Annotated in this window: 19 protein-coding genes; 10 read left to right on the forward strand and 9 right to left on the reverse strand. The window is 62.6% G+C overall.

From position 1 onward, the window contains the following. Nucleotides 1–294: 294 nt before the first annotated feature. A complete protein-coding gene (locus AAC077_RS02605; protein WP_339766382.1) occupies nucleotides 295–951 on the reverse strand; it encodes a response regulator transcription factor in 657 nt (218 codons plus the stop codon). A gap of 12 nt (nucleotides 952–963) precedes the next feature. Beyond that, complete coding sequence (locus AAC077_RS02610) at nucleotides 964–2457, reverse strand: cache domain-containing protein (RefSeq protein WP_339766383.1); 1494 nt, start codon at nucleotides 2455–2457, stop codon at nucleotides 964–966. 241 nt (nucleotides 2458–2698) lie between these two features. On the opposite strand from AAC077_RS02610, the gene AAC077_RS02615 reads away from it, so the two are divergent. The 3 genes from AAC077_RS02615 (at nucleotide 2699) to AAC077_RS02625 (ending at nucleotide 7324) form a co-directional block, all read left to right on the forward strand. Beyond that, nucleotides 2699–3787 (forward strand): twin-arginine translocation signal domain-containing protein, encoded by a 1089-nt coding sequence (locus AAC077_RS02615; protein WP_339766384.1) that lies wholly within the window; start codon nucleotides 2699–2701, stop codon nucleotides 3785–3787. Nucleotides 3788–3926: 139 nt separating this feature from the next. After that, the gene (locus AAC077_RS02620; protein ID WP_339766385.1) at nucleotides 3927–4895 is read left to right on the forward strand and encodes a C4-dicarboxylate ABC transporter permease; all 969 of its coding nucleotides are present in this window, start codon (nucleotides 3927–3929) and stop codon (nucleotides 4893–4895) included. Between the two features lie 74 nt (nucleotides 4896–4969). Further along, nucleotides 4970–7324, forward strand: a complete 2355-nt coding sequence (locus tag AAC077_RS02625; RefSeq protein WP_339766386.1) for a TRAP transporter large permease subunit — start codon at nucleotides 4970–4972, stop codon at nucleotides 7322–7324. Nucleotides 7325–7455: 131 nt separating this feature from the next. Here the strand turns inward: AAC077_RS02625 and AAC077_RS02630 are convergent, their stop codons facing one another. The 5 genes from AAC077_RS02630 to AAC077_RS02650 form a co-directional block, all read right to left on the reverse strand. Then, the gene (locus AAC077_RS02630) at nucleotides 7456–8499 is read right to left on the reverse strand and encodes a nitronate monooxygenase (RefSeq protein ID WP_339766387.1); all 1044 of its coding nucleotides are present in this window, start codon (nucleotides 8497–8499) and stop codon (nucleotides 7456–7458) included. 60 nt (nucleotides 8500–8559) lie between these two features. After that, nucleotides 8560–9375: an arginyltransferase gene (locus AAC077_RS02635; protein ID WP_339766388.1), complete on the reverse strand. Its 816-nt coding sequence runs from the start codon at nucleotides 9373–9375 to the stop codon at nucleotides 8560–8562. An 81-nt stretch (nucleotides 9376–9456) separates the two neighbouring features. Continuing rightward, entirely contained in the window at nucleotides 9457–9894 is a 438-nt protein-coding gene (locus AAC077_RS02640) for an RDD family protein (protein ID WP_339766389.1), read from the reverse strand. 71 nt (nucleotides 9895–9965) lie between these two features. Next, nucleotides 9966–10376 carry a DUF2852 domain-containing protein gene (locus tag AAC077_RS02645; RefSeq protein ID WP_339766390.1) on the reverse strand — a complete coding sequence of 137 codons (411 nt, stop codon included), beginning with the start codon at nucleotides 10374–10376 and terminating at the stop codon, nucleotides 9966–9968. Between the two features lie 147 nt (nucleotides 10377–10523). Then, nucleotides 10524–10988: a YbaK/EbsC family protein gene (locus AAC077_RS02650; RefSeq protein WP_339766391.1), complete on the reverse strand. Its 465-nt coding sequence runs from the start codon at nucleotides 10986–10988 to the stop codon at nucleotides 10524–10526. A 478-nt stretch (nucleotides 10989–11466) separates the two neighbouring features. Between AAC077_RS02650 and AAC077_RS02655 the strand changes: the two genes are divergently transcribed. From AAC077_RS02655 to AAC077_RS02685, 7 genes are all read left to right on the forward strand, one after another. Further along, entirely contained in the window at nucleotides 11467–14250 is a 2784-nt protein-coding gene (locus AAC077_RS02655) for a glutamine-synthetase adenylyltransferase (protein ID WP_339766392.1), read from the forward strand. Further along, nucleotides 14250–14519, forward strand: coding sequence for a hypothetical protein (locus AAC077_RS02660; protein ID WP_339766393.1), 270 nt, complete (start codon nucleotides 14250–14252; stop codon nucleotides 14517–14519). The genes AAC077_RS02655 and AAC077_RS02660 overlap by 1 nt, the downstream gene beginning before the upstream one ends. Nucleotides 14520–15086: 567 nt before the next feature. After that, the gene (locus AAC077_RS02665; protein ID WP_339766394.1) at nucleotides 15087–16037 is read left to right on the forward strand and encodes a class II glutamine amidotransferase; all 951 of its coding nucleotides are present in this window, start codon (nucleotides 15087–15089) and stop codon (nucleotides 16035–16037) included. 59 nt (nucleotides 16038–16096) lie between these two features. Continuing rightward, nucleotides 16097–16681 carry a poly-gamma-glutamate hydrolase family protein gene (locus AAC077_RS02670; protein ID WP_339766395.1) on the forward strand — a complete coding sequence of 195 codons (585 nt, stop codon included), beginning with the start codon at nucleotides 16097–16099 and terminating at the stop codon, nucleotides 16679–16681. 166 nt (nucleotides 16682–16847) lie between these two features. Beyond that, a complete protein-coding gene (locus tag AAC077_RS02675) occupies nucleotides 16848–17552 on the forward strand; it encodes a DUF6778 family protein (RefSeq protein ID WP_339766396.1) in 705 nt (234 codons plus the stop codon). A 38-nt stretch (nucleotides 17553–17590) separates the two neighbouring features. Further along, the gene (locus AAC077_RS02680) at nucleotides 17591–18823 is read left to right on the forward strand and encodes a class I SAM-dependent rRNA methyltransferase (protein ID WP_339766397.1); all 1233 of its coding nucleotides are present in this window, start codon (nucleotides 17591–17593) and stop codon (nucleotides 18821–18823) included. Between the two features lie 8 nt (nucleotides 18824–18831). Further along, nucleotides 18832–19371: a PIN domain-containing protein gene (locus tag AAC077_RS02685; RefSeq protein WP_339766398.1), complete on the forward strand. Its 540-nt coding sequence runs from the start codon at nucleotides 18832–18834 to the stop codon at nucleotides 19369–19371. Here the strand turns inward: AAC077_RS02685 and AAC077_RS02690 are convergent. Next, on the reverse strand, nucleotides 19368–20054 hold the full coding sequence (locus tag AAC077_RS02690; protein WP_339766399.1) for a M48 family metalloprotease: 687 nt from the start codon (nucleotides 20052–20054) through the stop codon (nucleotides 19368–19370). The two genes, AAC077_RS02685 and AAC077_RS02690, sit on opposite strands and share 4 nt — an antisense overlap. 38 nt (nucleotides 20055–20092) lie before the next feature. Further along, on the reverse strand, nucleotides 20093–21247 hold the full coding sequence (locus tag AAC077_RS02695; RefSeq protein ID WP_339766400.1) for a cytochrome P450: 1155 nt from the start codon (nucleotides 21245–21247) through the stop codon (nucleotides 20093–20095). Between the last annotated feature and the right edge of the window lie 56 nt (nucleotides 21248–21303).

The following is a 21303-nucleotide window of genomic DNA, read 5'->3' on the forward strand; positions in this document are numbered from 1 at the left end:
TACGCCATACTGTCTTTTGCACATAAAAAAACCCCCGTTCTGGCGGGGGCACATGGGTCGAATTCTGGTCTACCGTTACCGGCCCATGTGCGTTGATCCAATAATGACGACGACATCTAGCATGTCTTTGGTCCTCTCAAGTGCGTTTTGGGACATTATGAGCGGGGTCCAAGGCCGTCAACAGTCAAACGGCAAGAAAAAGTGTCGCCGGGGCGCTTTTTTGCGACATTTTATTTCGCGGGCCGCAATATTGGCGACACAAGCGCAAAATCAGCCAGAGAATCGGCGGGGCGGTCAGCGGCCCGTGCCTTGCAACACGCCATGTTCCATCGCGTAGCGGGTCAAACCGGCGGTGCTGGAAATGCCCAGCTTGCGTTTGATGTTCTTGCGGTGTGTCTCGACGGTGCGCACCGAAATATCCAGATCGCGCGCCACATCCTTGTTCGACAGCCCCTGCGCCAGTTGCAACAGGATCGTCTGTTCGCGCTCTGTCAGTTGTGACCGGATGTCGCCGGGTTTCGGCTCGATCGACCCTTGGGCGCCGGTGCACAGATAGCGTTCGCCGCGCATCACCGCGTCGATGGCGTCCTTGATCTCTTCTGTCGGCACATCCTTCAGCACATAGCCCCGCGCGCCGTGGTCCAGCGCCGAGGCGATGTATTCTGGGCCGTCGTGCATCGACAGGATCAGAACGGCAGTGTCGGGGCTGCGTTCCAGCACCAGTTCGGTGGCGGTCAGTCCGCCCATTTCTGGCATGTTAAGGTCCATCAGGATCACGTCGGGCATCAGCGCGTCCAACTGGTCGATCACATCGCGCCCGTTGCCCAGCGTGCCGACCACCAGCAGGTCATCATAGCTTTCCAGAATGGACTGAATGCCTTGGGCGACCATCGGGTGATCGTCGACCACCAGAACGCGGATGGGGTGGGGCAGTGGGCTGTGTTCGGTCATGTGTGGCTCTTTTTAGGGGGCAGGTTTGATTTTGGATGCGGCGCCGGATGTGGGGCCAGATTTAGGGTCAGTGCCGGATTTGGGGTCAGGCGGCAACAGATGCGTCAGGGGCACCGTGGCTTCGACCGTCGTGCCGGTCGTCTGTCCATCGGCCTCGTTCCGGCGCGACGATGTGATGCGCAGGGTGCCGTCCAGTTGTTCGACGCGTTCTTGCATGTTGCGCAACCCGATGCCGCGCTGGTTGCCCCGCGTCTCGCGGGATTCGCGCGGGATGCCACAGCCGTTGTCGGTGACCCGCAAGGTGGCACCCCGCCGGTGCCCGCGCAGATCGACGGTGACATGGGTTGCACCGGAATGGCGTTCGATGTTGGTCAGCGCCTCCTGGGCGATACGGTACAGCGCGATCTTCGAATCCTGATCCAGCCGGTTGCGAAACACCACGGTGTTAAAGGTCGTTTCGACCCCGGTTCGGGTCTGAAAATCATGGGTCAGCGCCTTGAGCGCGGGGCCAAGGCCCAGATCGTCCAGCACGCCGGGGCGCAAATCGCGGCTGATCCGGCGCACTTCGGAAATGGCGGTGGCCAGGTTCTCGATGCCCTGATCCAGCGATTTTTCGGCCGTATCCGAGGTGCCGGATTTCAACCGGCGCCGCGCGATGTCCAGGGCAAAGCGCACCCCGACAAGGATCTGGCTGATGCCATCGTGCAATTCCCGCGCCACGCGCCCGCGTTCCTCTTCCTGCGCGTCAAACACCCGCTGGGTCAGTCGCTTCAGCTTGGCATCGGCCAGCCTGCGTTCGCGGATGTTGATGACCATGCCTGACCCGAACACCAACAGAACGGCCAGCAGGGTGATCACTGTAATATAGACAAAAGTGCGCTGCACCCGCGCCTCGACCTCGGCGCGGGCGGCGGCGGTGGTGGCCAGCACGTCGTCGATGAACACGCCGGTGCCCACCGCCCACTGCCAGCTTGGGAACGAGGTGACATAGGAAATCATCCGCGCCTCCTGGCCCGTCGAAGGTTTCGGCCACAGATGTGTCAGATAGCCGTCGCCCTGCCGCGCGATGTTGATCAGGTCGCGCACGACAGGGGTGCCCTCGCTGTCGGTCTCGTCCATCCAGTTGTTGCCGATCCGGTCGGTCTGGCGTGGGCTGACCAGATTGTTGCCGTCATAATCATAGACAAAAAAGAACCCCTCGCGGCCATAGATCATCGCGGCCAGGATCTGCTTGACCTGCTGCTTGGCGGTTTCGTCGTCGGGGGCGGCGTTGCCATAGACAAAATAGAACCCGTTGCGCGCCTGGGTGACATAGTTGCGCAGCTCGGCCTTCTTGGCGCGGATAAGCTGGTTTTCCAGCGCCTGAATTTCCCGATCCGCCAGCGCGCGCGCCTGCACCGTCACCAGAATGGCAATGACCGACATGGCCAGAATCAACGGCAGGGCCGCGACCAGCGACAGCTTTTGCGCATAGCTAAGGGTGAAACGGGGCCAAAGACGTTGCATGGTGATTCGATAAGCGGTTTGGCCTCGAAATCATAGAGGGCAGGGCGCGCAGAGCGTCTGAACAGCTTGTGTAAGTGGAAAAAAACCGATGGTTTGTCATCTCTTTGACAGATCAAAGGGCCGCACTACGCAGTACTTGGTATTTCATTTTTTGGCGGCCTGCGTAGTGTGACCAACACTGAAACGGCCGCCTTCATTCAAAATCAGAGCGGTCGCTACATAAACTTTGGGAGGAGTTACCATGGACCGTCGTTCATTTCTGAAGACGTCTGCGTTGGGCGGCACAGCCGCCGCCGCAACCACGCTGGCCGCACCGCTTTACGCACAAGGCAAGCGCACCCTGACAATGGTTACAGCCTGGCCGCGCGGTTTTGCCGTGCTGGACGATGCGGCAACCTATTTCAACAACATGGTCGACGAAATGTCGGACGGCACACTGACCATCGAAAAGAAAGCCCCCGGCGAACTGGTCGGCGCGTTCGAAGTGTTCGACGCCGTGTCCTCGGGTCAGGCTGACATCTATCACGCGGCTGACTACTATTTCATCGGCCAGCACCCCGGTCTGGCCTATTTCACCGCCGTTCCCTTTGGCGGCACCGCCCAAGAGCTGACCAACTGGTATCTGCACGGCGGCGGTCACGAGCTGCACAACCAGATCGGTGAAATCTTCAACATGAAGATGTTCCTGGCCGGCAACTCGGGCTCGCAGTCCGGTGGCTGGTTCCGCAAGGAAATCAACTCGGCTGCCGACTTCAACGGCCTGAAATTCCGTATGCCGGGCCTGGGTGGCAAGGTGCTGGGCAAACTGGGCGCTTCGGTTCAGAACATCCCCGGCGGCGAGCTGTATCAGGCGCTGTCCTCGGGCGCGCTGGACGGTCTGGAGTGGGTTGGCCCGTTCGCGGACGAACGCGCAGGCTTCCAGGAAGTTGCGAAAATCTACTACACAGCGGGCTTCCACGAGCCGGGCTCGGGTCTGACCGCTTCCGTCAACCTGGACGTGTTCAACGAACTGACGCCGGCGCAACAGAAGATCATCGAATATTCCGCCATGGCCACCACGCACACCGGTCTGGCCGAAACGCTGGCCAACAACGGTGCCGCACTGGCGCGTCTGCAACAGCAGGGCGTGAAAACCATGCAGTTCCCCGATGACGTCTGGGACGCCTTCGGTGCCGCCTCGAAAGAGGTCATGGACGAGAACATGGACGACACCCTGTTCGCAGACATCCGTGGCAGCTTTGAAGCGTCGCTGAAATCTTCGGCTGAATGGCTGCAAAAATCCGACGCCTTCTATGTCGAACAGCGCCAGCGCGTGCTGAACCAAGGCTAATCCAGATTTGACCAGTACTTTGGGGCCGTGTCCGTGACACGGCCCCAAAGCTGCATCCGGCCTGTGGGAACAACGGGTCAAGACGGCAACTGTGCAAATCCGGCGACACGTCCGGCGCGCACACGGGGAGGGGATGAGAATGGAAAACGACGTGGCCTGCGAGGGATTTTTCCGGGCGGCAGAGGGCGCAAAGCTGAGCTGTCTCGATAAATTTCAGGACAGCGGACTGTTACAGTTCATTTTTGGCAACCTGCTGGAAGCAGTCTATAATTTTTTCGCCGCCGTGCTGAACCCCGGCATGTGGCTGAACTGGACCGACCCGCAAGCCATGATGCGCTTTATCTACTATGGCGGCTCGGTCGAGCTGTTCTTTGTGGCGCTGGTGTTCCTGATCATCATCACCGCTTTTGGCATCTGGCACCGCGGGTTCATGTGGGGCTGCGTGCGCGCGCTTGAAGGGTTCAACAACACCATCGGCCGCTTCGTCGCCTGGGCGGGCCTGTTGATGGTGCTGCAACAGATCATCATCGTGTTCATGCAGCGGATTTTCACCCGGCCCGACATTTCGTTCGGTTTCGGCATTCCGCTTCAGTTCGACATCTCGTGGTTTGGCGAAGAACTGAAGCTATACAACGCCTTGGTGGTCAGCCTTTGCGTGGCTTACACCTTTGTTCAGGGCGGGCACGTGCGGGTCGACCTGTTCTATGCAGGCGCGAAATTCCGCACCAAGAAGATCATCGACATGTTCGGCTCGGTCTTTTTCATGATGCCCTTTGCGATCATCACGTGGATGTACGGCTGGTTTTTCCTGTGGCGACACCTGGTCACCCCGAACCCGTCGGCTTCGGACAGCCTTGAATTGCTTTTGCGCAAGGCGCGCATCCTGAAATGGAACGTCGAAACCATCGGCTTTTCGCCCAACGGCTTTAACGGCTACTTCCTGTTCAAGATCCTGCTGGTCAGCTTTTGCGCCATGGTGATGTTGCAGGCGATTTCCACGTTCTACCGCAGCTGGTGCGAAATGCGCGAGGGCGAAGCGTCCGAAGGCAAATACATGGATCGCGACACACTGGGTGCAGGCGAAGAAGCCTATGAAGGCACGCACTGATGTGCGCACCGACCCCCACACACAATAATGACGGGCGCAGACCGCCTGCACGCAAAGATTAGGGACAGAATATCATGTTGTTTGGACTCGATGGCGTCGAAATTGGCCTGATCATCGTCTTTGTCTGCCTGTTTGGCGGCATCCTGTCGGGCTTTCCGGTGGCCTTTGCCATCGGCGGGGCCGGCATCATCTCGTTCGGGATCATCGCGGCGCTGGACAGTGCCGGCCTGCTGATCCACCAGGCGATTGACCAGTCCAGCGCAGTGTACCGCGACCTGGTCAACAGCGGGGTCAAGGCGGACACGATCAGCATCTTCCGCTACCCTGATTTGCCGCGTGTGGCGGAATCTGTGTTCCCGCAAGGCTGGGAAGTCGCGATGGACCGCAACGTGTCGTTCATCGTGAACCGCATGAACGAACGGGTTCTGGCGGGCCAGTCGATTGAAACGCTGCTGGCGGTGCTGATGTTCGTCCTGATGGGCATCACGCTGGAACGCTCGAAGATCGCCAACGATCTGCTGACCACGATGGCGCGTGTCTTTGGCCCGCTGCCGGGCGGTCTGGCCGTGTCGATCGTGGTGGTGGGAGCGTTCCTTGCCGCCTCGACCGGCATCGTGGGCGCGACCGTGGTCACCATGGGCCTGCTGGCGCTGCCGACCATGCTGCGCAACAACTATTCCCCCGAGATCGCCACCGGCGTGATCGCCGCCTCCGGCACGCTGGGGCAGATCATTCCGCCGTCCATCGTGATCGTTCTGCTGGGCACACTGGCGGGGGATCTGTATTCCGCCGCACAGGAACAGCGCGCGCAGCTTGCGGGCTGTACCGACGCGCTCAGCTATCTGGGCAAACCGGCGGTCCTGTCGGTAGGCACACTGTTCCAGGCGGCCCTGCTGCCCGGCATCCTGCTGGCGCTGCTCTATGCGCTTTATGCCTTTGTCTACGCGCTGCTGAACCCTGAAAAGGCACCGGCGGTGCCGATGGGGGCCAGCAATTCCGAACCGATCACCCGGCGTGAAGGGTTTACCTGGTTCCTGGGCGTTCCGATCCTGATGGTGGTGGGGACGATCCTGCTGGGCAATGTCGGCGTGGTTGGATCGCAGAACATGACCGTGTCGTCCTTCTCGGACATCGAACAGGGCGCGTCGCTGCGCACCAATGTGTCCGAAGACTGCAAGGCGTCGATGATAGAACTGCACGGCCAGTCCAAATGGGACACTGCCGTGGCCCAGCAGCAAGAGATCGACGCAGCCGGTGGCCTGAGCGCATCGGAGCGCCTGTCGCCCGAAGCCCTGCAAGAGGCCATCGACACCAAGGTCGCGAACGCAGCGCCCATCGGCACAGGCACGGCGATCCTGTTGATCCTGGCCGGTCTGATCCTGACAACAGCCCGCGGCGTCGCACCGTCGCGCGACAAACGCCCGCTGGTGATCGGTGCCATCGGGGCGGTGCTGGTGCTGCTGGTCGACGTCCTGCTGATCGGCCCGCGCACATCCTCGGGCGTCTATGTCGTGCTGACGGCGATCCCCTTCGCGGCCCTGCTCTACGGCTGCTACCACGGGGCCATCAGTTGCGCCAAGAACGAGCTGATCCGCGTGGTGTTCCCGCCACTGGTTCTGATCGTTGCCGTGCTGGGGTCGATCCTGGGCGGTATCACCAACCCGACACCGGCGGCGGCGCTGGGGGCAGGGGGGGCGATCATGCTGGCAGCCTACCGCAAGCTGACCGACACCGAGCGCAGCCCCAAGGTGATCATCTGGTCGACGCTGGCCATTCTGGTCTGCATCCTGGTCGGCGTAAACTTTGACCTGCGCATCAACACCGACGACGTGTCATTCGAAAGCTGGGTTGCGTTCTTCGTCGCCTATGCCGCGTACCTGTATGCGCTGTTCGGCCTGCTGTTCAGCTGCTGGATCCTGTTCACCTCGGGCGTGCTGACGCCCATCGTGCGCGAAACGGCCAAGGTGACGTCGATGGTGTTCACCATCCTGATCGGCAGCCAGATCCTGAACCTTGTGGTCATCAGCTTTGGTGGCGAACATTACATACAGATGTTCCTCAAGTCCTTTGACAACGAGATCACGGTGTTCCTGCTGGTGATGCTGGTGCTGTTCTTCCTGGGCTTTGTTCTGGATTTCCTCGAGATCATCTACATCGTCATTCCCATCGTGGGGCCGGTGATCTATGGCGGCACCTTTGACCCGAAATGGGTGACGATCATGATCGCGGTGAACCTGCAAACCTCGTTCCTGACGCCGCCCTTCGGCTTTGCGCTGTTCTACCTGCGCGGGGTTGCCCCCAAAGAGGTCACCACCGGCCACATCTACCGCGGCATCATCCCGTTCGTGTTGATCCAGGTGGCGGGGCTGGGGATCTTGTGGTTCTTCCCGTCGATCGTAACCATCGTGCCGGATTTGATCCCGAACTGATCCGCCGGGGATCGTGAGATGAAAAAGGGCGCGTCCGGTGGGATGCGCCCTTTTTGCATTTGTGGCGTGTGGGGACACCGCTGGAGGCTCTGCCTCCAGACCTCCGGGATATTTGGGGCCAAAAGAAGGGGTTATTGCGATTCCGCGTGCAGCAGCGCCAGCAGGTCGGCGGCGGGCATGGGGCGGTGCAGGGGGGCACCCTGTCCGGCCCATTGCGCACCAAAGCCGGTTTCGCCTGCGGCTTTGGCGGCGGCGTTCAATGCTTTGCCCGCGTCGTAGGCGATGGGATAGTCAGGCGCCTGCGCCGTGGTGTCGGCCCCCCACGCGGTAAAGCGGTTGGCCAGACCGCGCGCGGGGCGGCCCGAGATGGCGGTGGTCATGGTGGTGTGATGCGCCGCATCGCTGGACAGGGCCGCGCGATAGGCGGCATCGGCGCTGCTTTCGGGGCAGGCGACGAACGCGGTGCCAAGCTGGGCGGCGATTGCGCCAAGGTTGAGGGCCGCGCGAATGCCGGCACCGTCCATGATGCCCCCCGCTGCAATCACCGGCAGGGTCGATGTGGTGGCCAGCAGACGGGTCAGCGCGAAGGTGCCCAGCCGGTCGTCGGGCGCGGACGGATCAAACATGCCGCGATGGCCGCCGGCCTCGTACCCCTGCGCCACGACGGCGTCGCAGCCTGCATCGGCAATGGCGCACGCTTCGGTCAGATTGGTGGCAGTGGCAAGCAAGGTACAGCCCGCCGCCTTCAGTGCCTTGATCCGGTCCGCGCCCGGCAGGCCAAAGTGAAAGCTGACCACGGGCGGGGCGGTGTCCAGCAACATCTGGAACATGGCATCGTCTTCGGCAAAGCTTTGATAGATGGTGCGCAATTCCTTTGGCGGTTCAGAATTATAGGCGGCAAACAGCGGGCGCATCGTCTGAAGCCATGCCGCCTCGCGCGCGGCATCCGGTGTGGGCGTCGCGTGGACAAACAGGTTCACGTTGAACGCACGATCCGTCAGCGCGCGGGTCTCTTCGATCATCTTGCGCGCGCCCGCGGCATTCGTGGCCCCGACGCCAAGCGAGCCAAGCCCGCCCGCGTTGGACACGGCGGCCGCAAGCGCAGGGGTCGACACACCCGCCATCGGGGCCTGAACGATCGGCATGGTGATGTTCAGACGGTTTAGAAGTGTCATAGGGCAATCCCTTGCTGGCCGGTCCGACGTTGTGCTGAAACGCGACCCTCAGCGGGGCCCTCAGCGGCCTGCGCGGCTGTCGGGCAGGGCGATGTTGGCGACCTGTTCTGCAATCGGCTCGGACGACAGCGGATGGGTGTCGGGGCTGTAATCATCGGGATTGTTCAGCGTCTTCCACGTGCCGCCGGTGTAAATCTCCAGCCCCGAGAAGTTGGCCTTGTACCCCATCTTCTGGCTGCCCGGCACCCAGTAGCCCAGATAGACATAGGGCAGGCCGGCCTCGCGGGCGATGGCGATGTGATCGAGGATCAGATAGGTGCCCAGGCTGTTGCGCGGCATGTCGGGGCTGTAGAACGAATAGACCATGCTTAGCCCGTCAGCCAGCACGTCGGTCAGACAGGTGCCGATCAGCGCATTGTCGGGGGCGGTGTATTCGATGACGCGGCTGCGCACCGGCGTTTCCTCGATCATCGCGGCAAATTCGAACACGTCCATATCGGCCATGCCGCCGTCGGCGTGGCGGCTGTCCAGATAGGTGCGGAACAGATCGTATTGCGCCTCGGTCGCCCAGGGCGACGTGGCGCGGCGGCTGATGTCCGCATTGCGGCGCAGCGTGCGCTTCTGGCTTTTGCTGGGCGTGAAGGTGGCCACGTTGATGCGCGCCGACAGGCAGGACGCGCAATCGGTGCACGACGGGCGGTACAGCACATTCTGCGAACGGCGAAAGCCCTGTTGCGACAGGCTGTCGTTCAGCCGCCCTGCGTTTTCACCTTGCAGGGCGGTGAACAGCTTTCGCTCCATCCGGCCGTCCAGATAGGGGCAAGGCTGTGGGGCAGTTACATAGAACTGCGGAGCAAGAGGCAGAGAGTGACGCATGAATGATCCGTACGATTTTAGTCAATGATACCCGCACAGCACTCTCTGACAAGAGCCACTTCGATTCAAGGTTTACAAGAATTAGCGCAAGCTCCGGCGGTTCATTGCCGCCGTGCCCAATGCGATGTCGGTCAGGCTTTGACCGCGCGCTGCCGCACACATGAAGATCACCGACAAAAGTTGCAGCGGGAAAATGGCCCAGCTGACGTAATATCCCACCGTGTGGATCAGCGCCTGTCCCAGGTCCAGGGGTGTGCCGTCGTCATTGCGGATCTCGATGGCGGTCAGTCGCATCCCCAAGGTGGCGCTGCGGTTGGCCAGCGTGATCGTGCGGTAAGCAAAGTCGATGGTGGCATAGAGAATGGGAAAGAAAAACAGCGCCGTAAATGCGGTGAACGGCACGATGATCACGGCCAGCACCAGCACAAGGATGGTGTCGACAATCCACGCCATGAACCGTTTGGACGTGACATCGCGGTAAAACTTGGGGTCGTGGATCAGATCGTCGGAATAGGTCATGTCAGCCTTCTGTGGCAAGGGATGGGGCGGCCCCCGCAAAGGAGGGCCAGCCGTGGTGTCAAAGGTGCGCGTCAGGCTTGGGCGTCGTCTTTGCCCGGCTTGGCGCGTTCGTCCATGAACTGGTCGAACTCTGCCTTGTCCTTGGCGTCGCGCAGACGTTCCAGGAAGGCCTCGAAATTGGTTTGCTCTTCTTCCAGACGGCGCAGCGTGTCCGCCTTGTAGCTGTCAAAAGCCGAGTTGCCGGTGGACCGCATGGTGTTCAGCGAACGGGACATGCGACGGGACGAACAGGATTTGTTGAACATACGTTTGCTCCAGATCATGTAGAAAAGGGTGGCCAGGCCGACGGGCCAGAAAAACACAAAGCCCAGGACCATCAGGGCGATCCATGCGCCTTTGCCGCGATCATCCAGCCAACCTTCGGCGCGGGAGAACCAGCCGGGGTTCGAGGCCGAGGAGGCAGGTGCAGTAACAGTTGTCATCATGTGAACCTTTCATCATCAACGTGGAAATCCCGGTTTGATTGGGTCTTGGCCGGAATGTGAATGTCTTTCACATCAATCAATTTGGGCATTCTGCGCGATGACACAAGGGGGGTATGTGAATGTTTTTTACATTAACTTGGAAGGTTAAGTAAAATCAGAGACTTGACCGTCGCAAATTCTTGCAAGCTCGGCCGGTTCGGCCTGAAAAACATGGTGCGGGGTGCCTGCGGCGGCCCAGATCACATCGAAATCCATCAACCGGCGGTCGAAAAAACACTGGATCGGGGACAGATGGCCCACCGGCGACACGCCGCCAATGGCAAAACCCGTCTGCGCGCGGATCAACGCGGCGTCGGCCTTGCCCAGTTCCTCGCCTGCCAATGCCGTGGCCTTGGCCACGTCGACGCGGTTGCCGCCTGCGGTGACGAACAGCACGGCGCGGCCGCTGCTCTGGCCCTGAAACACGATCGACTTGCCGATCTGGTCCACCTCGCAGCCGACGGCGCTGGCGGCGTCCTCGGCGGTGCGGGCCAGGGCGGTTTCGGTGATCTGCGGGGGCAGCCCGGCGGCCTCAAGGGCGGCGCGGACACGTTTCAGGCTTTTGCTCATGGGGGCATAAGTGGCAATTGGCGGCAACGGGCGCAAGGGGCGAAATGGGCCTGCTGTTGAGGGTCAGATCGCATTGGTCTTTACGGAACAACTGACCCGACCTCGAAAACCGGATGTTCGCGCAAGATGTGGCGAGGGTCGGGGTAGAAGCCCTCTCAGACTATTCCCGCGCGGAACAAAGGCCGCAGGCCGCCGCGCATCGACGGGCCGCCCCACGGCACGGCGATTTGGTTTCTGTTGAGCGTGACAGACGGGTCGGATGTGCTTGGCTGCCATTAAGTGGCAGACATTGAAGTTGCATCGCCGCACCTCGGCCCCACGATGCACGGCTTTGCAAACTGTAACTATGTTCGCGCAACAGACGTTGGCGCAGATCGTGGTAAAGGTCCGATCCGGGTCAGCAGTCCTTGACGTTTGACCAAGACTGCCTGCGCGCGCGCCCCATTGACGCGACAGGCACAGCGGGCAAAGTGGGGCCATGACACATCCCCTGATCCCCACCCGTATCCCGCGCCCCTTTGACCCTGACCGCGGGGCCGAAGCGCGCGCGCGGGTGCGTGACGTGACCCCGGAACAGGCCGACCTGCTGGCGGGCACGGCGGCGTGCAGCCCCTATCTGGCGGGCCTGATCGAGAAAGAAGCCGATTGGATCGCACCGGCCCTGCAAGACCCCGATGGCGCGCTGGCGGACACGTTGCAGACCGTCGCCGCACTGGAACAGGCCGATCTGATGGGCGGCCTGCGTCAGGCGAAACGCCGCATAGCGCTGCTGACGGCGCTGGCCGATCTGGGCGATGTCTGGCCGCTGGAACAGGTCACCGGTGCGCTGACGGCGCTGGCCGATGCCGCCTGTGACACGGCACTGCGGGCGGGCATCGCCACGCAGATCAAACGTGGCAAGCTGCCGGGCATGGGACCGGACGACGTGGCCGACGCAGGCGGCATGGTGGTGCTGGCCATGGGCAAGATGGGCGCGGGCGAGCTGAATTACTCTTCGGACATCGACCTGATCTGCCTGTTCGACGAAAGCCGCTTTGACCCCGCCGACTACTCCGAGGCACGCGCCGCCTTTGTCCGCGCCACCCGCGCGATGAGTGCGGCGCTGAACGACATCACCGGCGAGGGCTACGTGTTCCGCACCGACCTGCGCCTGCGCCCCGACCCGGCGGTGACGCCCGTGTGCCTGTCGATGGAGGCCGCCGAGCGGTATTACGAAAGCCTGGGCCGCACATGGGAACGCGCCGCCTATATCAAGGCGCGACCGGCGGCGGGCGATCTGGCGGCAGGGGAAAAATTCCTGACCGCCTTGCGCCCTTTCGTCTGGCGCCGCCATCTGGATTTTGCCGCCATCCAGGACGCCCACGACATGCGGCTGGCGATCCGCGAACACAAGGGGCTGGGCGGGCCGATCACATTGCCCGATCACAACATGAAGCTGGGGCGCGGCGGCATCCGCGAGATTGAATTTTTCACCCAGACCCGCCAGTTGATCGCAGGCGGGCGCGACGCCGACCTGCGGGTGCGCGGCACGGTGCCGGGCTTGCAGGTGCTGTCGGAAAAGGGCTGGATTCCCACCGAGGTCGCAACCCGCCTGACCGACCACTACCGCGCCCACCGCACCGTGGAACACCGCCTGCAAATGGTGCGCGATGCGCAAACCCACCGTCTGCCCGCGACCGACAAGGGCTTTGCCCGGCTGGCGGCAATGATGGACACCGATGTGGGTAGCCTGACCGCCGACCTGCGCACCCGGCTTGAGGCGGTGCACGAAGACACCGAAGGCTTCTTTGCCCCCTCGGCCCCGTCCGAGGCGCAAAGCAAGGTGCCTGATATTGATCTGTCGATCACCAACCGCTGGCCGACATACCCCGCCTTGCGCAATGCGCGCGGTGCGGCGGTGTTTGAACGCATCCGGCCGATATTTCTGGAAAAGCTGTCACGCGCCGCCCGACCGGACGAGGCACTGCGCGCGCTTGACGGGTTTCTGGCGGGGCTGCCTGCGGGCGTGCAACTGTTTTCGCTGTTCGAGGCAAATCCGCAACTGGTCGATCTGTTGATCGACATCGTCGGCACATCGCCGGCGCTGGCAAAACACCTGAGCCAGAACGCCGGCGTTTTCGACGCGGTGATCGGCGGCGCGTTCTTTGACGCATGGCCCGAGGGCGACGTCTGGCAGGCCGATCTGCAAAGCGCGTTGCAGGACGAGGCAGACTACGAATCCAAATTGGACATCGCCCGCCGGTGGGCCAAGGAATGGCATTTCCGCATCGGCGTCCATCTGCTGCGCGGGGTCATCACCCCACAAGAGGCCGCCACCTATTATTCCGATCTGGCGCGCATCTGCGTGCGGGGCCTGTGGCCGGTGGTGGTGGACGAATTCGCCCGCCGGTTCGGCCCTCCGCCCGGACGCGGGGCGGTTGTGCTGGGCATGGGGTCGCTGGGGGCAGGGACGCTCAGTGCGACGTCGGACCTGGACATGATCGTGGTCTATGACCCGCTGGATGCCGATGCCTCGGACGGGCCAAAATCCCTGGCCACGCGTCCCTATTACGCGCGTCTGACACAGGCGCTGATCACCGCGATCACCACCAGCACGGCACAGGGCAAACTCTACGAGGTCGATATGCGCCTGCGCCCCTCGGGCAATCAGGGGCCGGTGGCGACCAGTTGGACCAGCTTTCAGGATTACCAAAGCAAAGAGGCCTGGACATGGGAGCATCTGGCGCTGACCCGTGCACAGGCAATTGCGGGGCCGGAGGATCTGATCGCGGACATCGAGACTTTCCGGCAAAGCATCGTGACCCAGCCGCGTGACCACGCCGACACCCTGCGCGATGTGGCCGAGATGCGCGCGCGCATCGCGGCGGCCAAATACCCCGCTGGACCATGGGACACCAAGCTGGGGCGCGGGCGGATGCAGGACATCGAACTGGCCGCGCAACTGGGCGGTCTGCTGTCGGGCCGGCTGGCCCGCGATGTGGCCAGCGGTGTTGCGGGGGGCGTGGACTGCGGGCTGTGGGATCAGAGCGCGGCGGATCTGTTACTGCGGGCCTACGGGCTGTGCTTTGATATGCAGACCGCGGTGCGCTTGCTGACACAGGCGCCGCTGGACACTGACGCTTTGGGGCAGGGAGGTGTCGCGTTCTTGCTGCGGATTACGAACCAGCCTGATGTAGATGCTCTGGCACGTGCGTTGGCAGATCGCACGGCTGCTGCTGCGGCGGTGATCGACGCGGCCTTGCCCGAGGGGGAAGAGACTTGATGCAAAAGGGTGACCACAACGACCCCAAGGGGCTGATCTTTGAATCGTTCCGCATTGATGGGATCACCCCGTCCGAATGCCGCACGATCTTTCTGGACTGGGCGCTCAGCCTGCCGCTGGACGCCGACACGCGCACGTCGCTACAGGCGCTGCTGGCGCAATACGGCGCAGCACCCGACCATCCGATGACCCAGGTGATGACCGAAGGGCTGGCCGCCATGGACAAACCGCGCAGGCGCGGCGGCTGGCGCAGCCGCGCGCGGGATTAGGCGGGATGTCAGTTGCCAAGCATAAAACGGCTTTTGTGTCAGGTGACTGACCTTGGGTGCGGGGGGCCAAGCGGTCATTCGTGAAAAACGCGGCGAAGGTCGGGTTTGAGGCCTTGGTGACCTTGCCACTGAGGGCAGCGCCCGACCGCGGGTGGGCATCACGACGCTCGTGACCGCCACTTTATGTCTAGTCTTTGGCGTGGGGATGCAGAATCGCAAGACGGTGAAGAAGCGCCCGCCCATGGGGCGGTCGGGCGCTGCCCGGCGGTGCTAAAGCACCTTGATTCCGGGCTTTGGTGGTTGGCAGCTTCGTCCCGCTTACCGGACGTTGACGCAGAATAGACCGAAGGTCCGGTTCGGGTCAGCTTTGCCTGGTACGCATCACCGGCATGACCTGGAATGTCAGTCGCGTTTAGGCAGATTGCATGCCGTTCGACCCAAGGTCCACCACACGCGCGTCCCCCTTTGCCCCTCCAAACGGCCCGCGTGCCCCACGGTCTGGCCTTTGAAGGCCCGCGCGCTACCTAAAGCCCAACTGTTCACCAGATACGATCGCAAAGGGAATATATGTGCCGCGTCTTCGCCTATATCGGGCCGGAAATACCGCTTGAAAGCCTGCTGATGAAGCCGGAAAACAGCCTGATCAACCAAAGCCTCGACCCGGAACTGCATCCGCACCTGCAACTGGCGGGCTGGGGCTTTGGCATCTGGAGCGAACATCTGGTGAACCCCGACGCACCGCTGCTGTATCACAGACCCAAGGCGGCGTTTTACGACGACAACGTCGAAGGCATCGTGCCAAGCCTGCAATGCAGCACCCTGCTGTCCCACGTCAGGGCCTCGGGCTACGATTCCAGCGTCGTCCAGACCGACGAGAATTGTCATCCCTTTTCCTTCGACGGCACGCCATGGATCATTGCCCAGAACGGCGCCTTGCCGAACTGGCGGATCTTGCAACGCGGGTTGCTGACGCATTGCAAGGATAAGTATCTCAAGCAGATGCGCGGCACCACCGACACCGAATTCCTGTACGTCCTGCTGTTGTCGTTGCTCGAAGGTGACAGCGACGAGGACGTGCAAAAGGGCTTTGAAAAACTGCTGGCTGTCATCGTTCAGGCCATGAAAAAACTTGATCTGCCCGCGCTGACAAAGCTCAAGATTGCCCTGGTCGCGCCGAACCGGATCATCGGCGTGAACTACGGCTGTGGACACGACGCGGAAACCGACGTTTCCGGCGACTGGAAGGCCCTGCGCCCCTCTGCACCCGGCAAGGACGATCTGTCTCTCTCCATGCTGCTGGAGCCGATGTACCTGCTGCTGGGCACCAACTTTCAGGACTATGAGGACAGCTACAAGGTCGATGCCTGCCCCGAAGGTGAAGCGACATCCGCCATTTTCGCGTCCGAACCCCTGACAGAAGACGGCGACGCATGGGTGCATATCGCATTCGGTGAAATGGTCGCACTTGAACGTAAGGGCGACAAGATTTCGAAAAAGGTGACCAAACTGAACGTGTGACCCTGCACAGGCAGGTCCGCGGCTGTGTCACTGGCATTTGACGAACAGGAAAACCCACAATGGCCGACCGCTACGATACATTCGAAGATCTTGCAGCGGACCTGCAAGAGGGCGTCGATTACCGCATCCGGTCCTCGGATCGCGGGACGTCCGTGGTGTTATTGGCGCCCCACGGCGGCACGATAGAACCGGAAACCGCCGAGATCGCCGAGGCGATTGCGGGCAGCGACCTTTCGTTCTACGCCTTCGAGGCACTCAAATCCGGCGCGCACGGCGACTTTCACATCACCTCGCACCGCTTCGATGAACCCGGTGCCGTCGGGCTGGTCGGCAAGGCTGATACAAGCGTCGCCATTCACGGGCGCAAGGACGGCGATGATGATGCCGTCTGGCTGGGCGGCCGCGCGACCGCGTTGCGCGATGCCATCGGGGCCGCATTGCGCGAGGCGGGGTTCGACGCGACGCCGAACAAAAGGTTGCCCGGCGTGCACAAGATGAACATCTGCAACCGGACCCGATCCGGCGCGGGTGTGCAGCTTGAACTTTCCCGATCACTGCGGCGCAGGCTGGCGGGCAATCCGGCGCTGCTGGATGCGTTCAGCACCGCGGTGCGCACCGCCATTCGGACGCCCCCCGGAAACTGACTGCGCAGCGGCGTTCATTGTTCACGCGACGCGAAACAATCCCTTGCGCCATCAACAATTCATCACAATTCTTCAATATTGACGTAATCACGCCCCATTTCAGGGTCAGACACATCTTCGAAGGCACACGAACCCCGAGCATAGAACCGTGCCACAGGAGACAGAGATGAAACTGATGAAACTGATCACATTGCTGGGACTGGGCGCCATGGTGTCGGCCTGTGCAAACATCGAAACCGCCACCCGCAACGCGCCTTTCGAAGCCACGCCAGCCGTGACATCGGCATCCGTGGACATGATGAGCTTTGCCGCGACCGGCCCCGCCACAGCGCCCGCCATTGACGCACCGCAGGCCGCCGCATCGGCGTTTCACATCACCCAGATCAACGTAGATGTGCCGCAGTCGCTGAAAGTGTCCGAAGCCAACCGCTATTACCCCAGCGGCGACATCGTTTGGCGCGAGGACCCGCTGGGCGACCGCCACGATCAGGTCAAGGCCATCTTTCAGACCGCCCTGCAACGCGGTGCCGACACGATGACCAGCGGCGCGCCCGTGATCCTGGACGTCAAGGTTTCGCGCTTTCACGCCCTGACCGAAAAGGCGCGCTATACCGTGGGCGGCGTGCATTCCATCGCCTTCACCATGCAACTGCGTGACGCCAACACCGGCGCGCTGATCGGCGAGCCGCATCAGGTCAAGGCCGCCCTCAAGGCCTTTGGCGGCCAGCACGCCATCGAAGCCGAAGCGCGCGGCGAGACGCAAAAGGTGCGCATCACGGCCCATTTGGCGGACGTGCTGCGTCAGGAAATGGCCTCGGTCGGTTTTCAGACCCCGAACTTGGGTGTCATGCAGGCCGCCAACCAACTCTGATCTTCCATTTCACCACAATTTCCATGTAAGAGGGCGCTATGACAGCGCCCTCATTGCATTCCGATGCCCCCGCAGGTGGTCCATCCGACCGTCCCGTGGTCCGCCTTTTGCCCAAAGCCAACGCACGTGCCATCCGGCACGGGTTCCCTTGGGTCTATGCCAACGAACTGGTGACCGACCGCCGCACGCGCGGTCTGGCCCCCGGCACCATTGCCGAACTGGTCGACGAGAACCGCACGCCCATGGGCGTGGTCACCGTCAACCCCGACAGCAAGATCATCGCACGGATGCTGGACAGCGATCCGGCCGCGCAGATCAACCGCGAATGGCTGGTCAAACATCTGGCCCGCGCCCAGATCCTGCGCGCGCAACTGTTCGACGAACCGTTTTACCGTCTGATCCACGCCGAAGCCGACGGGCTGCCCGGTGTGATCATCGACCGTTTCGGTGACACCTGCGTGATCCAACCCAACGCCGCATGGGCCGAAATGATGCTGCCCGATCTGGCCTCTGCCGTGGCCGAAGTGACGGGCTGCACCAACGTGCTGAAAAACGCCGGTGGTCGCACCCGCAGCCTTGAGGGGCTGAACGACGTCAACGAAGTGTTGATGGGCACCCAGCCCGATGGCCCCGTCGCCGTGTCGATGAACGGTGCCACCTATATGGCCGATCTGGCCACGGGTCAGAAAACCGGCCTGTTCTTCGACCAGCGCCCCAACCACGCCTTTGCCAAACGCCTGTCCAAGGGCGCGCGGGTGCTGGATGTGTTCAGCCACGTCGGCGGCTTTGGGCTGGCCGCTCTGGCGGGCGGTGCCGAACATGTGCTGGCGGTCGACGGGTCTGCCCCGGCGCTGGACCTGGCGCGCGCCGGTGCGGATGCGATGGGCGTGTCGGACAAGTTCGACACCCGTCAGGGCGACGCCTTTGAAGTGTTGGCCGATCTTGAGGGGCAGGTTGAGCCCTTTGAAGTGGTCGTCTGCGACCCGCCCGCCTTCGCCCCCTCGCGCAAGGCGCTGGAACCGGGTCTGCGCGCTTATGAGCGTGTCGCACGGCTGGCGGCACCGCTGGTGGCGGAAAACGGCATTCTGGTGCTGTGTTCCTGTTCGCACGCAGCGGACCTGACCCAGTTCCGTTCGGCCTGCGTACGCGGCATCGGGCGGGCAGGGCGGCACGCGGCGCTGATCCACACCGGTTTCGCCGGACCCGACCACCCGCTGCTGCCGGCACTGGCCGAAAGCGGCTATCTCAAAGCTTTGTTTTTCCGGCTGTAAGCGGGCCGATGAAGATTCTGATCGACGCCTGTGTGCTGTATCCCACCGTGATGCGGGAAATGGTGCTGGGCGTCGCATCGGCCGGCGTGTTCGAACCGCAATGGTCGCCGCGCCTGCTGGAAGAATGGGCGCGGGCGGCGGCGCGGCTCGGCTCCGAAGGCGAGGCGCAGGCGCGCGGCGAGATTGCGCTGTTGCAGGCCGCATGGCCCCGCGCCAGCGTCACCCCGCAGGCGGGGCTGCTGCAACGGCTGTGGCTGCCGGATGAAAACGACATTCACGTGCTGGGCGCGGCAATTGCCGGATCGTCCGACGTGATCATGACCCTGAACGCCAAGGATTTCCCCCGCAACATTCTGGCCGAAGAGGGGCTTTCCCGCATCGACCCAGATGGCTACCTGCATCAGGTCTGGCAGAACCAGCCCGAAGTTGTACAGGATGTGGGCGAATATGTACTGAAACAGGCGCGGGCGATGTCAGGCACCGATTGGACCATGCGCGCCCTGATGAAAAAGGCGCGCCTGCCACGGATCGGCAAGGCGCTGGGTTAACGCTGCTCCCATTTCGCATCCAGGCTGCGCAATGCGGCGATGCGTTCGGTGGTTTTGGGGTGGCTCATCAACCACGCAGGGGCAGCGCCGGAATTGCTTTGCGTCAACGCCTCAAGCTTTTCAAACAGGCTGATCTGCGGCGCGATGCCGATGCCCGCCTTGGTCAGCAGCGCGGCGGCATAGGCGTCTGCCTCGTATTCATCCGACCGCGACAGCCGTGCCGCCAGCAGGCTGGTCAGCCCGTTGGCGATCAGCACACCGATGCCGGGCAAAAACCGCGACAGCACCATCGCCATGGCGGTGCGCAGGGCGTTCTGCCCCGAAAAGTCGATCATCCGGCGGCGCGAATGCCCCAAGGCCACATGCCCCAGCTCGTGCGCAATGACCGAGGCCAGCTCGTCCGCCGTCACCTTGCCCTCGCGGAACGCCTTGTAGAACCCGCGCGTGATAAAAATGCGCCCGTCGGGGGCGGCCAGCCCGTTGATCGGGGCAACCTCGTAGATGTGCACACGGATGCGCGGCAGGTCCAGTGCGGCGGCCATCCGGTCGCACAGCGTGCGCAGCATCGGGTCGGCCAGCTCGGTCGATTTCTGGTCCAGCTCGCCCTTCAGCCGCCAGATGGAGAACCGGTACATCACAAGGGCGTAGACAACCGCCAGCAGGATCGGGGTGAACTTTAACATCTGTCAGATATGGGGGGTGAAGCGGGGCAGGGCAACACTCAGGTGTCCCATTTGACCGGCATTTTCACCGGCCCGCGAAAGGCCCAGCCGGTGAACGGCACATCGCCCGCCAGCCGCAGGTTCTTCAGGTGGGTGAACGCCAGCGGCAACGCCACCTCGGTGATCAGGCAGCGCGATGCGGCGGCCCCTGCGCAGAAATGCGGCCCTGCGCCAAAGCTGATGGCGGGCTGGGTGTTGCGGGTGATGTCGAAATTGTCGGGCACCGTGAAATGCGCCTCGTCGCGGTTGGCCGAGCCGTACATCAGGAACACGCGGTCCTCGGGTTCAAAGGTCACGCCCAGCACGGTGTCGGCGCGGTCCACACGGCGCGGGGACATGCCGATGGGGGAAATCCAGCGGGCATATTCGGCAAAGGCATCGGCCCATGTGGCGCGCCCGTCGTCGATCATGGCCAGTTGCGACGGATGTTTCAGAAGCGCCCAGATGGTGCCCGCAATCGCATCGCGCGGCTCGTTCTGGCCGCCCGAAATGATCAGCTTGATATTGGCGCGAATGCTGGCGTCAGGCAGGCCCGCGTCGGTCATCACTTGCAAGGCCGAGCGGTCGGGCGGATCAGGCGCCGCATCGCTGATGTGATCGTCGATGAACCGCGTGGCGCGTTTGCAGCGGCTTTCGATCCCCTTGTCGCCTGCATAGTTGGCGCAGCCGTCGATCATCGACTGGCTGACATCGTCCATTTCGGCGTTGGTCATCGCCTCAAGCCCGGTGATCGCCTTGAGCGCCATGGCCGACACCGGCATGGCGAAATCGGTCACCAGATTGCACGCCCCGCGCGGGATCAGCCGCTTGATCTGTTCGCGGGCGGCGGCGTGAAAGATCGGCTTCCAATGCTCTTGCACCGTGCGCGGGCTGAGGGCAGGGAACAGCGCGCGGCGTTCGGCCATATGCGCCTCGCCGTCCTTGCGCATCATGTTTTCACCCATCAGGCGCGTCATCAACCCGTCGGGCTGGCGTGACGAAAACACCTCGGTGCGCTTTTCCTGTGTGTGCACATCATCGCGCCGTGTGATCAGCGTGGCGCCCAGTTCGGGGACGTATGTGACAGGCGTCTTTGCACGCATTCGTGCCAGCGCCGGATAGGGGTCGGCGGCAAAGTCGGCCAGGTTGATATGGGTCACGGGTGCGTCAGACATTGCGGCACGTTACGGTGGGCCGTGACCTTCGCCAAGTGAAATTACACAGCCCCCAA

This window comes from uncultured Pseudosulfitobacter sp. (assembly GCF_963976325.1).
Classification (GTDB): Bacteria; Pseudomonadota; Alphaproteobacteria; order Rhodobacterales; family Rhodobacteraceae; genus Pseudosulfitobacter.

Coding starts and splice junctions, on each gene's coding strand:
- AAC077_RS02605 (WP_339766382.1), bottom strand. CDS start 951: ATGACCGAACACAGCCCACTGCCCCACCCCATCCGCGTTCTGGTGGTC.
- AAC077_RS02610 (WP_339766383.1), bottom strand. CDS start 2,457: ATGCAACGTCTTTGGCCCCGTTTCACCCTTAGCTATGCGCAAAAGCTG.
- AAC077_RS02615 (WP_339766384.1), top strand. CDS start 2,699: ATGGACCGTCGTTCATTTCTGAAGACGTCTGCGTTGGGCGGCACAGCC.
- AAC077_RS02620 (WP_339766385.1), top strand. CDS start 3,927: ATGGAAAACGACGTGGCCTGCGAGGGATTTTTCCGGGCGGCAGAGGGC.
- AAC077_RS02625 (WP_339766386.1), top strand. CDS start 4,970: ATGTTGTTTGGACTCGATGGCGTCGAAATTGGCCTGATCATCGTCTTT.
- AAC077_RS02630 (WP_339766387.1), bottom strand. CDS start 8,499: ATGACACTTCTAAACCGTCTGAACATCACCATGCCGATCGTTCAGGCC.
- AAC077_RS02635 (WP_339766388.1), bottom strand. CDS start 9,375: ATGCGTCACTCTCTGCCTCTTGCTCCGCAGTTCTATGTAACTGCCCCA.
- AAC077_RS02640 (WP_339766389.1), bottom strand. CDS start 9,894: ATGACCTATTCCGACGATCTGATCCACGACCCCAAGTTTTACCGCGAT.
- AAC077_RS02645 (WP_339766390.1), bottom strand. CDS start 10,376: ATGACAACTGTTACTGCACCTGCCTCCTCGGCCTCGAACCCCGGCTGG.
- AAC077_RS02650 (WP_339766391.1), bottom strand. CDS start 10,988: ATGAGCAAAAGCCTGAAACGTGTCCGCGCCGCCCTTGAGGCCGCCGGG.
- AAC077_RS02655 (WP_339766392.1), top strand. CDS start 11,467: ATGACACATCCCCTGATCCCCACCCGTATCCCGCGCCCCTTTGACCCT.
- AAC077_RS02660 (WP_339766393.1), top strand. CDS start 14,250: ATGCAAAAGGGTGACCACAACGACCCCAAGGGGCTGATCTTTGAATCG.
- AAC077_RS02665 (WP_339766394.1), top strand. CDS start 15,087: ATGTGCCGCGTCTTCGCCTATATCGGGCCGGAAATACCGCTTGAAAGC.
- AAC077_RS02670 (WP_339766395.1), top strand. CDS start 16,097: ATGGCCGACCGCTACGATACATTCGAAGATCTTGCAGCGGACCTGCAA.
- AAC077_RS02675 (WP_339766396.1), top strand. CDS start 16,848: ATGAAACTGATGAAACTGATCACATTGCTGGGACTGGGCGCCATGGTG.
- AAC077_RS02680 (WP_339766397.1), top strand. CDS start 17,591: ATGACAGCGCCCTCATTGCATTCCGATGCCCCCGCAGGTGGTCCATCC.
- AAC077_RS02685 (WP_339766398.1), top strand. CDS start 18,832: ATGAAGATTCTGATCGACGCCTGTGTGCTGTATCCCACCGTGATGCGG.
- AAC077_RS02690 (WP_339766399.1), bottom strand. CDS start 20,054: ATGTTAAAGTTCACCCCGATCCTGCTGGCGGTTGTCTACGCCCTTGTG.
- AAC077_RS02695 (WP_339766400.1), bottom strand. CDS start 21,247: ATGTCTGACGCACCCGTGACCCATATCAACCTGGCCGACTTTGCCGCC.